This window comes from Aquimarina sp. RZ0 (assembly GCF_008370685.1).
Lineage (GTDB): Bacteria > Bacteroidota > Bacteroidia > Flavobacteriales > Flavobacteriaceae > Aquimarina.
On sequence record NZ_VTZU01000113.1, the window covers coordinates 1 to 15,303 of the forward strand.

The following is a 15,303-nucleotide window of genomic DNA, read 5'->3' on the forward strand; positions in this document are numbered from 1 at the left end:
TCAAAGGAAAAAGACTCAAAGCAGCTTGGGATCAAGACTATTTGATAAAAGTCCTAAATGTAAGGACATGATACTAAATTAAATAGATCATAATTTAACAAAATTAACAAAGCTTGAGTTTGCCCTGGATATTGCAAAAATAGATAATACTATTTGCGATGCTAGAAATGCCTATACAAATTATTTTAGTAAGTAATTTTATTTGAGTTCATTATTTGATTCTGAATAATAAAAAACCTTGAAGATAATTCTTCAAGGTTTTTTTGTTATTGCTGATTAACTATAGTTACTTAATCATTAATTTGACAAGTCTACTTTTACTTCCTTGATTAACGGTCATTAAGTACATTCCTGGGTTCAGCGTATGTAAATCTAGAGTAGTTGTAAAATTGTTAACTGCTTTGTAAGATTTATTAAACACATTTCTACCTCTTAAATCAGATACGATAATATCGATATTTTCATCAATACTATCAGGTGTTAAACTAAGGTTTAATATTCCTTCTGTTGGGTTAGGATAACTAGAGAATTTCTGAAATGAATTTTCTTCTACGGTTAATACATTGCCACTTGCAATACTAAAATCATCAATGATAACACCTTCTTCATTTACGGCAGCATCAGAATGAAAAACAAATCTAAAAATGATATTTGAAGCTGGTGATGGCGAATTAGCATCAAAATCACTTAATAAATAACTATATTCAGTTAAGATTGCATTGGCAGTTCCTAATGGGTTTGTGTCCTCTCCTTCTCCTGTCCATTGCGCTCCCGGGCAATTTTGACAATCATTACTAGCGCCAGAAGAAGCATTTGTACGATCGCTATTATACCAATTTGGATCAGAAGAGGTACCTAATATATTCCAATTCTCTCCTCCGTCAATAGAGTATTCTACGTATATAATATCCCAGTTTTCTTCTAAATCAAATCCCATTTTGAATTTTAATTCAGCACCATCCAGATTTGATAAATCGTAGCACTGAGAAACTAAATACGCTTTTGTCAGATCTGGGTGATTTCCATCTAAGTTAGTAGCATATACATTATCACTATGCTGCAATAATGTTCCAGAAGGAATTCCTCTTTCCCATAAAGATGTTCCTGTATCTCCTTCGTTATAGGCAACAAGTGCATCACTAGTGTTTTCAAAAGTATTTACTGTATTAACAGCTCCACTATCGTTTATGATAATTGATGAAGATTGTGTGTTGTTTTCAGGTCGTCCATCATTAACTACAGTCGTAGTAACGCTCAGCACATTTATGCCAGTTGGAAGCGAATTTATAGGTGAAAGACTGTACTCAGAAGATTCGCAAATAGCAAGATTTGTACTAATTACCTCATTGACAGGAGTACCTCCGTTAATTGTATAGCTTACATCTACAGAGGTAATAGGATTAGTTCCAAGATTTGTAATCATAATTTTAGGGGAAAAAGAACCATCACCATCACAGTTTACATTTGTACTGCCGGTAACACTTTGTAGCAATACATCATCATCCACTGCAACAAATTCATCCCCAACATTTACCGCATACCACGCATTTTGAACTTCCTGATATTCAGTGCCGATACAGTATAGGTTTCTGGCTACTGTCAAAGAAGCATTTCGAGCTTCCAGGAATGTAGCGTTAGGTGTCAGATAATCTCTTAATGTCAAGTATGCAACTTCTTCTGCTTTTTTCATTCCGATACCCGAAACGTTATAAGTGTCTCCGGCATCATTTGTTCCTGCTTTTCCTGACACTAATATATAAAACCAGTGATTCAGTACTCCACTATTAGAGTGTACTCCGCATTGGTCATTAGGTCCTGATGGTACGCAATTGCCTTCATCTCCTGTAGTTGTCCAATTAGTTCCCAGGTATGTATCAGGGTCACCAAATGCTTTAGGATTACTCATAGAGCGAATTGCTCCAATATCTTCTCCTATGTCCCACACACTGATATCAGGAGCAGTATCAGTTCCTGATCCAACTACGTAATGTTGGATTGCAGCACCCCATATATCAGAATATCCTTCGTTTAAACCTCCGGACTGATTGGCGTATACCAGATCAGCAGTAGTTTGAGTAACTGCGTGTCCAATTTCGTGAGCACAGATATCAAGGGTAGAAAGAGGGTTTGAATTTCCATCTCCATATGACATAGCACTACCATTCCAGAATGCATTAAAATAATTTGTGCCTACGTGTACATAACTAATTAGGTCTGCTCCATTACCATCATAGCTATCTCTGTTGTGAACTGTATCCCAGTATTCTTTTACTTTTGAGGCACCAAAATGGGCATCTAATGCAGCATTGTTAAAATCTGTATTATCATACTCGGCAGCAGTCCAATTATTGTCATTATCAATAAATTCTTCAAAATTATTAAGATAAGTGCCTGTATTCTGATCACCATTTAATGCATCTCTTGTGTAAACTTTATTGATATCATCATTAAGTGTAAATGTACCGTCAGCTTCTTCACGTGTTTCAATAGTTCGTTGTCCTAAATATCTGGTGTCTGCTGTACCAGCCGTAAAATGATTTAAAGCAGATGATTTTACTTTAGGACTGTTTTTCTTTTCTGATGATTTGTGTAAATCTCTATTATGATGTTTTGTTATAGGGTTGAAAAGTACAGAATTTCCATCTTTTGCATTGATGTATGAATTACCATTTATGTATGGCTCTGAAGCTACTATTTTAAACTTATATGCTAATACTACAGATTTTAGATTATCATCGTAATTAGGAATAATTACTAATTCTGAATCTGTATGTTCATCAGTTATCGTTTTAGTAGTGCTATTTATCCAGGATGCTTTTTTAATTTGTAGTTGCTCCATAGCTTTATATAAAGAGTTTTTACTACTTAATGATGGAGTGAGTTCTAGTCTTGACGCATCATATACTTCTGCGTTAATAGCGTGTACCTGAGACCCAGTTCTGTGAGTTATTAAGGTTCCAAATTCTACTTTTATTCCTTTATAGTATTGTTGATATCTATCGTGAGTAATGCCTGATTTATCAGTAGTTGATCTAATAAGACGAAAGGTATTGTCTGTAGAAAGGTTATTGGTTGATAAAAACGCAGTGATTACACTTTCTTTTGTATGGCCCGAGTTAAACGACATATTTTTGAATCCATTACTGCTTTTTTGAGAAAAAGAAATAGTTTTAATAAAAACGATCAGAAATAAGGAGACGAACATTTTTGTTTTCATAATACGATTTGTTTGAGTGTTGATATTTGTTTTGAGTTAGAATAAAATGTTATAAGCTACATTTTAGGTTAAAAATCCCTGTTTTTTATTTTCAGAATTTTGTAAAAATAAGATAATTAGGATAATGAACCTAAGCTCATCCGCATAAACCGTAAGTATTGATTGGTGCTCAAAAAAGTGAAGTAATAATCGTTAATTGAATGATTTTTTTGATAAAAATATGATTTTTTGAGATTGAATATTTTTGAGATTTGCCTAATAATAGCGTAAATCATTTGAATGATAGGCTGAGTTTGATCAGTAAAAAGCATAGAACTTTATGTCGGGTACACTCAAAAAAACGTTCAAAACGAAGTTATCAAGATTTCCTGGGGATATGCCTAAACATGGCATTCTTGCAGTCAGGGAAGCTTCATTCAATTATAAAAGAAGTGATACTGAATATTTGTACTGTCGCTATCGTTCTATAACCTGAAGAATTTGTATTTATATCTTTGATTGAGATAATATAAGAGTTATACTAAGCTTGTCAAAGGCGAATATGCCCTCCATTTTTAATTGCACTATGACAAACTCAGTATAACACTAAACTTTTATTAATACTGTATGATGTATTTATAACAATATTAATATCTATTATGGTTTACTTATTTAATAATAAGTTGCTTCGTTAGGAAATCACCAATTTTAACTAAATACACACCGGCATTCATATGACTAATATTAATTGATGTAGTTGTATCTTCTGTTTGTTTCTCCATAAGCTTTCTTCCAGCGTAATCATATATTACAATGGAGGTGTTTGGTTCAATCCCATTAAAATTAATTGTTTGATTAGCAGGATTAGGGTATATAGAAACATTCTGAGAAATAGTATCATTAATACCAAGTGTAGCATCACCACTTCGTCCAGGAGTAATACTCATATCCCAAACCTGAAGGCTCACATTAGTGTAGGTATTTGTATTGAGAAGTGTGCTAGTTATGACATTGTTTTCTCTTAGATATTGCAGAGGTACTGGAATTTCTAATACTCCAAAATAAATATTTCTTTGTGGGTCTTCACCTCGCCAATCTGAATTGAATTCTAATGGGAATCCGTTGATTGTAATTATATTTCTATCATCCTGTGTAGAAACGTGAGTCCAAAAGTAAGCACCACATAATCGTAGCATTGCTTCTCCTTTTTCAGGAATTGCCACGTTATTAATATTAGCAGTTAAGGCTCCGCTAGGAATTGTCACTCTATGAGGAGTAGAACCATCAGAGCCACTTAAACTTTCTCCATAATATTTATATTCATCTGAAGTTTCATTAACCTGAACGGGACTGGTAAAATTATAGGCTAAGATCATGGTAGCTTCATCCCCAATGGTAACTGTATCAGGAGGAGTATCCATGGTAGTATCTGATAATGTTGGTGTATTGCCATCAAGATGCAGATGTTTTACTCTTACATTTTCAATGGTATTGTTATTCTGTCCAAAGAAATTTAATGAAAGTTGTTTTTCGTTTCTTTCTAAATTGTTTAGTATTAGATATGTAGTATTTCCATCTACATAAGCATCTACTTGAATGTCAAGATCTTCAGATTTTGTATCAATTCGGGTTCCTTTTACATCTGCCCATAGTTCGTACCATTTTATGAACTCACTCCATTGCCATTCTCCTGATGCATCTTTATCCATCATGGTGTAAGGATATCTTTTGGTCACTTCTCCATTTTCGTTTACATGATTCCCCCACTCAGCTTTGACAGGCGTAAAAGGCATAGTTTTAATAATGTAATCTGGTCTTTCTAAAAACTGCATCATCATATGTGAAAATGGCTTAAGATTTTCCCAATCTCTTCTTGCAGGGTCTAAACCTTCTTGATCGATATAATTAGTTACTGCTCCATATTCTGAAATTACTACAGGTTTGCGGGTTCCAAACTTTTTTACATCATACCACTCCATCATATCCAACATAGCTTCTGTATGTCCTCCTGACCTTATGGTTGGTCCGTTTCCATTCCAGATAGGCCAATCATAAATATGCACAGCATAAAAATCCATATTCTCACCAGCAGTATCTATAAATCCTTTCCACATGACATCCCACTGATACCATTCATTTTCTCTGCTATCTTCGAATGCGGTTTGGCTCATTTCACGAAAGATATCAATATTTGCCTGATCTAACCATTGATCATAATGACCAGTTCTGTATCTACTGATCCCATCGGGTCTATGAAAGTCGTGTAATCCCCATGTCATACCGCCAATCAAAGGTGCTTTATCACCTAATCTATTTTTGATACCCTCAGCAATAAGATTGTGATATTCCCATAATTTTTCTTGTGAGGTAACCATGAATTCTCCAGTCATCATTAACATATCTGGCTCATTAATTACTTCCCAGTATTTTGGTAATGGTTGTCCATTTTCTGTTTGATTTTTGGCAAAGTATTTATCAAGATATTCTACTACCCAATCTGCAGAGGTCTCTACATTTTTAGGTTGCCATTTTGGATCACTGGTCGTCAAACCATTTGTATCCCATTTTAACGTAGGATATGTAGGATGTGGGTTTGTACCCATGATCATTTCTGAAGCTTTTGATTCATACTGTAATATATCCGAGCCCAATTCATCATAAATTTCTTTCCAGTATTCTCCCTGGATCGCAATTGAATCCATATGAGGATAGTTAGCGATGTTAGGATCCACTGGTGTATGTTGAAAATGGAAAGTGGCGGCTCCATTATCTCGACCAAAATAGACATCTAATTCATTAATTAAATAGTCCATTTTTTCCTGTTCTCCAACCCAATCAGGTTCATTGATAGCAGAATGTAAAGTGATGTGTCTTTCTCTTCCGAAATCAGAAACGCCTCCTACAGAGTGTTTTATGTTGAGGTTTATGTCAATATTGGTTTCTTGAGCTTTTAGAGAAGGAATACTTACTACCAAGATAGAGGTAGCCATGAATAATTTTGTAATTTTCATTGTAAAAATTGAGTTTGAATATTTGTTCTGCTTTGTATTTAGTTGTTTAAAGCAAACAAATATGAAAGATTTGTGAATTAAATAAATGAGAAAATTATAGTTCTTTACTTATGTCATAGATATAGGCAGGGATTTAGGTTAATAAATAGATTTGGAGGATTAAAATTTGTTTAAAAGTGTTGGTTTAATAAGCTCATCACTTTTGGTATTTATATATAATTACTTACTGTATTTTGCTAAATTTGATTGAAGGTATTATGATTATAGGTATACTTTTATAACGGTGCAATTTGTGCTCTTTTCAGTAAAAATTGAATTAAATAGACTAGACTAAAACTGCACATTTGATTATGAAATGCTTATTTAACTGTATTTTTTAGAACATTTAATCTTTAATTTGTAATCAAGCTTGTCTTAGTTATGTTCTGCCTTTATGTAGCTAATATTAATATTTATCTGGATAACTTAATAGAAAATTCTCGAGTTGATTGAAACAATGTTGACTATAAACCCGGAAAATAGTATTAGAAAGCTAATTATCTACCTCAGTTTTTTTGATTTTTTCTTTTGATACCAAAATACACTTAGAAGAAATATAACTAAGATTCCAGTCCCGATTTTCCAATACACGGAATAATTGGTGTCAAACAGAATTGGATGAGTATTTCCCAAAAGATAAAATCCTCCCCAATAAAAAGGATGAGTGCGGTTGATATCTGCGGTGTTTAGGTATTGTAATTTTGCCTGTTGTAGTGCTTTTGCTTTATTCATACCTTCTTTCAGATTTGTATAGAAATACTTCATTAATTCTGGAGTGGTTTTGTCAGATATTTCCCAACTACTTAATAACAGGCTTTTGGTTCCGGCATACTGAAAAGCAGTTCCCAGACTCATAATTCCTTCTCCCTTAGCAATTTTACCAATTCCGGTATTACACGCACTGAGTACCGCAAGTTCTGCCGGAATATCCAAAGCAAATAATTCATGGCTATAGAGCAGATTGTCTTCAATAGAATCATTACTTTGGGTGAAAAAAAGTTTAGAATTTTCAGGTCTTTTATTATCTACCTCACCATGCAATGCAAGATGTAATATATTATATTGGTTGGCATTCTTTTTGAAATTCATTTCAATAGCCTCTGATCCATAAAAATACTGCCCGTCAATAATGTCGGCAATGGCTTTAATTTCTCTGCGTGTTCCGGGGAGATCACCACCACTACTTCTTAGTGTTGCCAGGCTTATACTTTTACTATCAACCGACTTCGTGCTTTCAGAAAATGAGAAAGCCAGGCATTCCTGACCTTTTTTAGATAGAGAATTGTTTTTAAACTTGTTAAATAAAGTGTTTACAGTATTGGCATAACTAATCGCATAGTCTTTGAGTAGGTAAGATAACTCAGATGGATGATTAGAGATATCTTCTTTTGTAAGCAACAGTTCAAAATTAAGATGCCATAATGAACCGTCTGGAATTATGACGAGCTGATCGCCATTTATGTGATTTTTGATAGGAGCAATTAATTGGCGATATAGTGAATATGAAGCTTTTTTAAACTCATCGGTATTTTTATCTGTAATTGCAGTTCTTAAGAGTTCTATTTCTTTGATGAGTTGAGGTGTTGCAATTTCATTTACGGTCAACTTATTTTTAGAAATCAAGAAAGTGTAGGTGATACTATCAGCAGTAAAAAATTCTAATATTGTAGTTTTGTTGCCTAACTTTTTCTGAATTTCGGCAATAGTTATGATATCATTTTGATGTTTTAATTGGTAATAATTAGGATGTTTTTTTTCTAAGATTTCTGTTAATGAATCTCTCCTTCTGGAGAGATCAAAAAGTCTATTTTCATATTTTTCAATTTTAGTAGAATCAACTGGTTTTTGTTTGAATGCTTTTGCCATCTGGGATTGATAATAAGCATTGTCAGTTTTTATTTTTTTTTGTAAAGAAACTATGCTCGGAGGTAACCCTAATAAACTTTTGGCCTCTGATGCATTGAGAAGTTCTTTCAAAGTATTTGCCTTACTTTTTTCAGAATGGTAAAAAGAATGCTTTAATTCTTTAAAATGGTTAGTGTTATTATATAATAGCATTCGTGTTTTTATGGCTTCCTGATGAATTTCTTTTGCCGTGCTAGAGAAGGTTATGTTGTCTTCTGGGTTTTTTAAATCTTCTCGTATGTTACCGATGATTTTTTCTGCCTTTGCATATGTGTCAATGCTATTAATTAAATGTTGAATATCAAGGTCAGTATGATATAGGTTTTGAAAACTTTTTGCTTTAAATAATAATGTTTCTAAGGCTATATTTAGATCGAAGAATTTTTCTGAGTTTAAGGAATTATTTTTTTCAAGAAAAGTATTTGCTTTTAGAGCAAGATTATAATGATCTAGAGCAGTAGAATGTTCTTTCTTTTTGTCATATGTGTTTCCTATATAGTTCTCTATGTTCGCTATTTCAGGGTGATGATTTCCAGAGATCTTCAAACGAATCTCTAGTGCATTTTTATAAGAGTTAATTGCTTTACTATATTTCTTTTTTTCGCCAAAACTTAGTCCTATAAGGAAATATGAGTTCGCAACATAAGAATGATGTTTACCAAGGAGGTTTAGTCGGATATTTAAGGCTTTATAGCTCTGCTTAAGTGCTATGTCGTATTCTTCTAAGCATGATGTATTAAACCAATATTATAATATGAATTAGAAACTCTAACATGGTTATCCCCATATAGTTTTATGTATATATCTAGTGCTTTGTTATAGTATTCTAATGCTTTATCATATTCTTTATTTCCTCTATAAGCAACACCAATATTATTAAAATCAGTAGCTACTTCTAAATTAATTTTCCCCAGAGTTTTTATGTCGATGGATAATGATTTTTTAAAGTATTGTAATGCTTTCTGGTATGCTTTTTTAGCAATGTAGACTCTTCCAATTTCATTGTAAGAATAAGCTAGCTGTACATTTTTTTTTATTTTTAAAAGCAAGCTTTTTTGATGGTATTCTAATGCCTTATCATATTCTCCTTTTTTGAAAAAAATTCCCCCAATATTATTAAATGTAAACGAAAAACCTATATTATCTTTTGGAAGAATTCTTTTTTTTAAATCAAGCGCTTTTTTATAATACATCAAGGCAGTTTCATAATCAAAAATGGCTAGCTCATAATAGATGCCTATGTTATCATAAGCATAGGCTTTTTGGATTGCTTCTTTTTCAAGGTATTTAGTGCTTATTTTTATTGCTTTCTTAGCGTTTTTTAATGATTGTTCATATTCTTGATTTCGCCAATGATATTCAGAAATTTGATTATAACATTTCGCTACATTTTCCCATACTTTTGATGCTTCATAGATAGGCAATGCTTTCTGAAAATATGAAAGAGAACTATCTAATGCTCTTTGTGTCAATAAAGAATCCCCTTTTTTAAAATACTGAGAAGCTATCAATGTATCTGCAATAACTTGTGCCGATCCATTATTGTAGCAGCATAACACTAGTAGATATATGGTATTTATACTCAAAAAAGATTTTAGCAGTTTCATAAGTGTATTTGTATATTTATTAGTGGCATAGAAAGTAAAAATGTTACTTTTACACCTTTTAAGCGTATACATTTTTATGTTATCTGTAAGAATTCAGCGCTTATATTGACAGATACAATAATATAAAATAAAGTTAACGAACGTTAATTTTATAGATAAAATCATCTTCATAAGGTAACATTTTATTGTTGTAGTACATAAACCTATGAGTAGTAATACTGAAGAACATAAAATTATAGAAGGTATCGTAGCTGGTGATGAATCGGTTCTTAAAATATTTTATAAAAAAAACTATGCCTATATTAGAGGGTATATTCTTCAGAATTCTGGCGATGAGGCAGATGCAGAAGATGTTTTTCAGGATGCACTGGTATTGATTTATCAGAAATTGAGTGCGGGAAGTTTAGAGTTTAATTCCTCATTGAGGACCTATTTTTATGGAGTTTGTAAAAATATGTGGAGAAACAGGTTGAGAAAGAAAAAGAAACTAGTTATAGATGATGTAATTGTACAAGATTCTGAAGAAGTAGACGTTTCTGCTCTGGAAGAGATAGAGCACAAAGAAAAAGAACAGTTGTATCGAAAGTATTTTTTAAAATTAAGTGATGCGTGTAAAGAGCTATTAGAACTGGTTTTTTCCGGAAGAAATATGAAAGAAATATCGGATATAACAGGATACTCAGAAGGGTATGCAAGAAAAAAGAAATTTGACTGTAAAAGGATGTTAATAGAGATGATAGAAAATGATCCGATATATCGGGAATTGAATGTAACCTCTGAAAAAAAATAAATATGAACGAATGAAAAGGTCTCAACAATTATTTGAAAAAATAGAAGAGTATCTTGCTAATACATTGTCCCAGGAAGAACAGGTAGCTTTTGAGAAAGAAATGGCTATGGATAGCGAGCTTAAAATAGAAGTCGAGAAACAACGCGAGTTGCATCGGGTATTAAGTGATACAGATACAATGGCTTTTAAGGAAAAGTTACAAAAGATAAGTGCAGAAATAAAGCAAGAAGAATCTAAAACGAATTCATATTTTTCATACTGGAAAATTGCTGCTTCTATTATTATACTATTCGGACTGGGAACCTTATTATGGAATATCTCGGATTCTGAATCACCAGAAGATTTATATCTAGCGTATTACCACCCTTTCCCTGCAGAAGATCATACCAGGGGAGAAACACATAATGATACAAAAGGCATAATAGCTGCCTATGTTAATGGAGAATATAGTCGTGTGATACAGAAACTAGAAGGACTGGTAAAATCTTCTGATCAAGAGCGGTTTAAGTTATATTTAGGGAATAGTTACTTAAATACTAATCAAGAACAGAAAGCTATTTTTCAGTTTCAGAGTATTAGAAAAAGTAGTCAATACTATGAAACAGCAAAATGGTATAAAGCATTAGCATATCTAAAAATAGGAAAAAAAGATTCTGCAAAATCGATACTTAGTAGTATCATTAATTACAAAGGAATCTATAAAAGTAAGGCATTAGAATTGAGCGAAAAACTACTTCAATAACAAAATAAGGCTAAAAGAGGCTATGATTTCTGCGCTATCCATAGCTGGTTAGTATTCATATTTTTATCTTTGTCGCGTTTTTAATTATATACAATTACGATGACCGCAAATTTTATCCGAGAACTCCGATGGAGAGGAATGTTACATGATACTATGCCAGGTACAGAAGAATATCTAATGGAGCAAATGAGAGCTGCCTACGTAGGGTTTGATCCTACAGCAGATTCATTGCATATTGGTAATCTGGTGCCTATTATGTTGTTAGCTCATTATCAGAGGGCCGGGCATAAGCCGTTTGCATTAGTAGGAGGTGCTACTGGTATGATTGGAGATCCTTCTGGTAAATCAGCAGAACGTAACTTGCTGGATGAAAAAACATTAAAACATAATCAGGAAGCTATAAAATCTCAATTAGCACAATTTCTGGATTTTGAAAGTAATACTAAAAATGCTGCTGTTCTGGTTAATAATTATGACTGGATGAAAGACTTCTCGTTTCTTGATTTTATTAGAGATGTGGGTAAACATATTACTGTAAATTATATGATGGCCAAGGATTCTGTTAAAAACAGAATATCTTTAGAATCTTCTGATGGGATGTCGTTTACAGAGTTTACATACCAATTAGTGCAAGGGTATGATTTTTTACACTTATATAAAGAGCATCAGTGTACATTGCAGATGGGAGGTAGTGATCAATGGGGCAACATTACAACGGGAACAGAACTTATCAGACGTATTGGAGGAGGAAAAGGATATGCATTGACCTGTCCGTTGATTACGAAATCTGACGGATCAAAGTTTGGAAAATCTGAAGGAGGAAATGTATGGTTGGATGCTAAACGTACTTCTCCATACAAGTTTTATCAGTACTGGTTAAATACCAGTGATATTGATGCAGAGAAGTATATAAAGATTTTTACTTTTCTGGCAAAAGATGAAATAGAAAATTTGGTCGCTGATCACGCAAAAGCTCCACATCAAAGAATTCTACAGAAAAAACTAGCTGACGAAATCACAATATTGGCACATTCTCAGGAAGATCTGGATAATGCAATCAAAGCCTCGAATATATTGTTTGGAAAATCTACGTCAGATGATCTTAAAGGATTAGATGAGGCTACATTTCTTGATGTTTTTGATGGTGTGCCACAAGCCGAAGTTTCCAGGACTATTATTAACGAAGGACTTGATGTTATTGGAGCATTAGCAGAAAAAACAGGTTTTCTTAAATCAAATGGAGAAGCAAGAAGGGCATTAAAAGAAAATTCTATTGCAGTTAATAAAGAAAAGGTGAAAGAAGGATATATGATTGGTCATACCGATTTGATTAATGATATGTTTATCCTTTTGCAAAGAGGTAAGAGAAATTATTTTGTAATCAGAGTGGTCTGAGAAAATATCCCGATACACAAAACAAAGCCTACCAGAATATCTTCACCGTAGGTTTTGTTAACTAATAATCAAGTATTGAAAAAAAAACGTTTATAAAATTTCTTGAAAAAGAAAATTATAATAACTAAAAATCAGTTATTTACAAGTAAAAAGCACAAAATAAGAACAAGAAATGGCCAGAATAAGTAGAAGAGTCATAGTAAAATCGTTCTTTTTTCCTGAAAGAAATATTAAATATAGAAATATAAATTTAGCTTTCTCTATATTATATAAAGAAGTGGTTTAAACTTTTCTCAATTCGCTATAAAAATGTTCTTTTTCACTCAATTTTCGTCTTTTTCTTACAACGTAGCGCCGCTATGAAGTGCAAAAAATACTTCGATTGATTAAAAAACTACTATTTTTCGCTAGAATCAAAAAAGTTTAAACCACTTCAAAAAGAATAATTAGAGAAAAACCGGCTTACTTGGCATCATATGAGCTAATAATCCAGCCCCTGCATTTCCTTTTGGAATTGGAAGTGATGGAAGTGGATACGCTAGATCAAGCTGACCCCCTCCCTAGATAAGTATTAGGTGATATATAATCGCTGCCGTTCTGTCGGATACTGACCCCTCTGTATTAAAAAGATAGTCAAATTTTAGTTCAATCTTACTTTTAGTAAGTACAGAGATCAATTATTCTGGATCAAGCTGACCCCTTTGGATGGGATTTGTTGGATTCTAGAGCATATTGACCCCTTTATTGAACAAGATCTGTTTTGATTCTGGAGGATACTGACCCCTCTCTATTTTAGATGTTAGGATAGTATTCTGGATCAAGCTGCCCCCCTAGGCTATTTGATTTTGGTTTTACTTGATGGTTTTTTAACCATCAAAAGATAGCTATGGCAGGTAAACCAAAACGTATCGTTTTATTGAACTTTCTTATTTTTTGATAAATAATCTATTTTGAAAATTGTTATTGTCATCTTCGATCAATAATATATATATACCTGTTTTTAAATCTGAAATTCTTATTCTGCCTTTTTTATTGTTTATACTAAACTCATTAAGCAATAGGCCATTAATAGAGGTAATAGAAATCCTTTTGACAGTATGATAGGATTCAAAATTTATAATATCATTTGCAGGAGAAGGGAAAAAGACAAAGTCAGTATCCAATGTTAAGTCTGATATTCCTAAAGAAGGAGAGTCTTCAAAAAGCTCAGTAATTTCGTTTTCGGATAGAACTCTATTATAAATTCTTATATCATCCAAATCACCATTAAAAAAGAATTTAGGATTCTGTTGATCATTACTAGCTCCAATAAGAAGAGGTTCATTATCATATCCAATGGAAATATTCACTGATGATTCTTCAACCATTGTAGAATTGATAAATAGTTTTTGAATATTGTTATCATCGTCAAAAGTATACGTAATATGATCCCAGTTCTGGATATTTGGAACAAAACTAGGTGGAATAAATGGTCCAAAACCACTCTGATTACCTATAGTACCCCACATTTGATTATTTTGAAACCATATTTCATATGAATCCAAAGCTCCAGATCCTAAATGTTTATCTAATAATAATTGTAAACCGTTCAAGTTATCAAATCTACACCAAATAGAAATAGTGAAATTAATAGGTCTTATTGATTGATCATCTATTATAGAAATGTAGTCATTACCATCAAAGTTATATGCGCTATTTGAAAGACCAAACCTATCATTGGTTAAAACCGCCCCGTTAATTGTCCCATCATTTGAATTAGGACTTTCATCGTTCGCGTTTCCATTAAATGGATAATATCCTACTAATCCCTCATTTAAATTAACTTGTGCATTACTACTAAAAATATTTAAAATACAGCTAGCTAACAGTAAAAAAATTGAAGTTTGAAACTTAATAATAATTGATTTGATTAATCTTTGTATTGATTCCATTGGTTAATTCGATTTTCTTCGGTTAATAAAAAACCCCATATCCAAATAATATGGATACGGGGGTTTATTTTTTACGTCACTTCTAAATTACAAAAAAATAATAACTATCTGATCCATCGTTTTATTGAACTTTTAAGAAATCATCTCATCATACCTCGTTATTTCTTTCCAGCGATGTTTACATTTTAAACAATTGTAAGTTTGTTGGTCAATCCTTACAAATTTATTGTCTGGATCATAACATAGTACTTTTTTATCTATTAAATTATAGTAAAAAAAAACTTGCTCTGCATTTAGGACAACGGTTGATGTTTAGATACCGAATAAACCAGATAATTACAATACCTAGTAGAATTAATATGATTGAGATTGTTATCAAATTATCGTTTATTTGAACAAAATACCCCATACCCAGAGTTAATCTGAATATGGGGTAATAATTTTTTACGTTGTTTCTAAATTACTAAAAAATAAAACAAATAGGTTTTATTTCCCTGATTATTTAAAATATTTAGAATAATATGCGTTATCTGGTTCTTGATCTTTATCATTTTATTGAACTTTAACGTTTTTAATTTGGTGTGAGATCAAAAAAAGAATCTCTTCCAAGATGTTTACCGTTTACTCTTGCTGAATTTTCAATTAAGCCTTTTTCTCCAATAGGGTAAAAGGAATAATCAAAAAAAC

The 15,303-nt window shown here is 32.3% G+C and carries 8 protein-coding genes; 3 read left to right on the forward strand and 5 right to left on the reverse strand.

The features are described 5' to 3' along the window. Window positions 1-286: 286 nt before the first annotated feature. The 4 genes from F0000_RS25340 to F0000_RS25355 all read right to left on the reverse strand — a co-directional run bounded on the left by F0000_RS25340 (window position 287) and on the right by F0000_RS25355 (window position 9,758). The gene (locus F0000_RS25340; RefSeq protein WP_149627504.1) at window positions 287-3,217 is read right to left on the reverse strand and encodes a M4 family metallopeptidase; all 2,931 of its coding nucleotides are present in this window, start codon (window positions 3,215-3,217) and stop codon (window positions 287-289) included. Window positions 3,218-3,864: 647 nt separating this feature from the next. After that, window positions 3,865-6,207 (reverse strand): T9SS type A sorting domain-containing protein, encoded by a 2,343-nt coding sequence (locus F0000_RS25345; protein ID WP_149627505.1) that lies wholly within the window; start codon window positions 6,205-6,207, stop codon window positions 3,865-3,867. A 540-nt stretch (window positions 6,208-6,747) separates the two neighbouring features. Then, on the reverse strand, window positions 6,748-8,862 hold the full coding sequence (locus F0000_RS25350; RefSeq protein WP_368668150.1) for a CHAT domain-containing protein: 2,115 nt from the start codon (window positions 8,860-8,862) through the stop codon (window positions 6,748-6,750). Between the two features lie 11 nt (window positions 8,863-8,873). Then, the gene (locus F0000_RS25355) at window positions 8,874-9,758 is read right to left on the reverse strand and encodes a tetratricopeptide repeat protein (RefSeq protein WP_188112284.1); all 885 of its coding nucleotides are present in this window, start codon (window positions 9,756-9,758) and stop codon (window positions 8,874-8,876) included. 205 nt (window positions 9,759-9,963) lie between these two features. Here F0000_RS25355 and F0000_RS25360 point away from each other — a divergent pair, with 205 nt between their 5' ends. The 3 genes from F0000_RS25360 to tyrS all read left to right on the forward strand — a co-directional run bounded on the left by F0000_RS25360 (window position 9,964) and on the right by tyrS (window position 12,685). Then, window positions 9,964-10,548, forward strand: a complete 585-nt coding sequence (locus F0000_RS25360) for an RNA polymerase sigma factor (RefSeq protein ID WP_149627508.1) — start codon at window positions 9,964-9,966, stop codon at window positions 10,546-10,548. 10 nt (window positions 10,549-10,558) lie between these two features. Next, window positions 10,559-11,290, forward strand: a complete 732-nt coding sequence (locus F0000_RS25365; RefSeq protein ID WP_149627509.1) for a hypothetical protein — start codon at window positions 10,559-10,561, stop codon at window positions 11,288-11,290. A 99-nt stretch (window positions 11,291-11,389) separates the two neighbouring features. Next, window positions 11,390-12,685 (forward strand): tyrosine--tRNA ligase, encoded by a 1,296-nt coding sequence (gene tyrS / locus F0000_RS25370; RefSeq protein WP_149627510.1) that lies wholly within the window; start codon window positions 11,390-11,392, stop codon window positions 12,683-12,685. Window positions 12,686-13,611: 926 nt separating this feature from the next. Here tyrS and F0000_RS25375 read toward each other — a convergent pair. After that, a complete protein-coding gene (locus tag F0000_RS25375) occupies window positions 13,612-14,616 on the reverse strand; it encodes a LamG-like jellyroll fold domain-containing protein (protein WP_149627511.1) in 1,005 nt (334 codons plus the stop codon). Window positions 14,617-15,303: the final 687 nt, after the last annotated feature.

Excerpts from the sequence above, each read along its gene's own strand:
- F0000_RS25340 (WP_149627504.1), bottom strand. The coding sequence starts at position 3,217 with ATGAAAACAAAAATGTTCGTCTCCTTATTTCTGATCGTTTTTATTAAA.
- F0000_RS25345 (WP_149627505.1), bottom strand. The coding sequence starts at position 6,207 with ATGAAAATTACAAAATTATTCATGGCTACCTCTATCTTGGTAGTAAGT.
- F0000_RS25355 (WP_188112284.1), bottom strand. The coding sequence starts at position 9,758 with ATGAAACTGCTAAAATCTTTTTTGAGTATAAATACCATATATCTACTA.
- F0000_RS25360 (WP_149627508.1), top strand. The coding sequence starts at position 9,964 with ATGAGTAGTAATACTGAAGAACATAAAATTATAGAAGGTATCGTAGCT.
- F0000_RS25365 (WP_149627509.1), top strand. The coding sequence starts at position 10,559 with ATGAAAAGGTCTCAACAATTATTTGAAAAAATAGAAGAGTATCTTGCT.
- tyrS (WP_149627510.1), top strand. The coding sequence starts at position 11,390 with ATGACCGCAAATTTTATCCGAGAACTCCGATGGAGAGGAATGTTACAT.
- F0000_RS25375 (WP_149627511.1), bottom strand. The coding sequence starts at position 14,616 with ATGGAATCAATACAAAGATTAATCAAATCAATTATTATTAAGTTTCAA.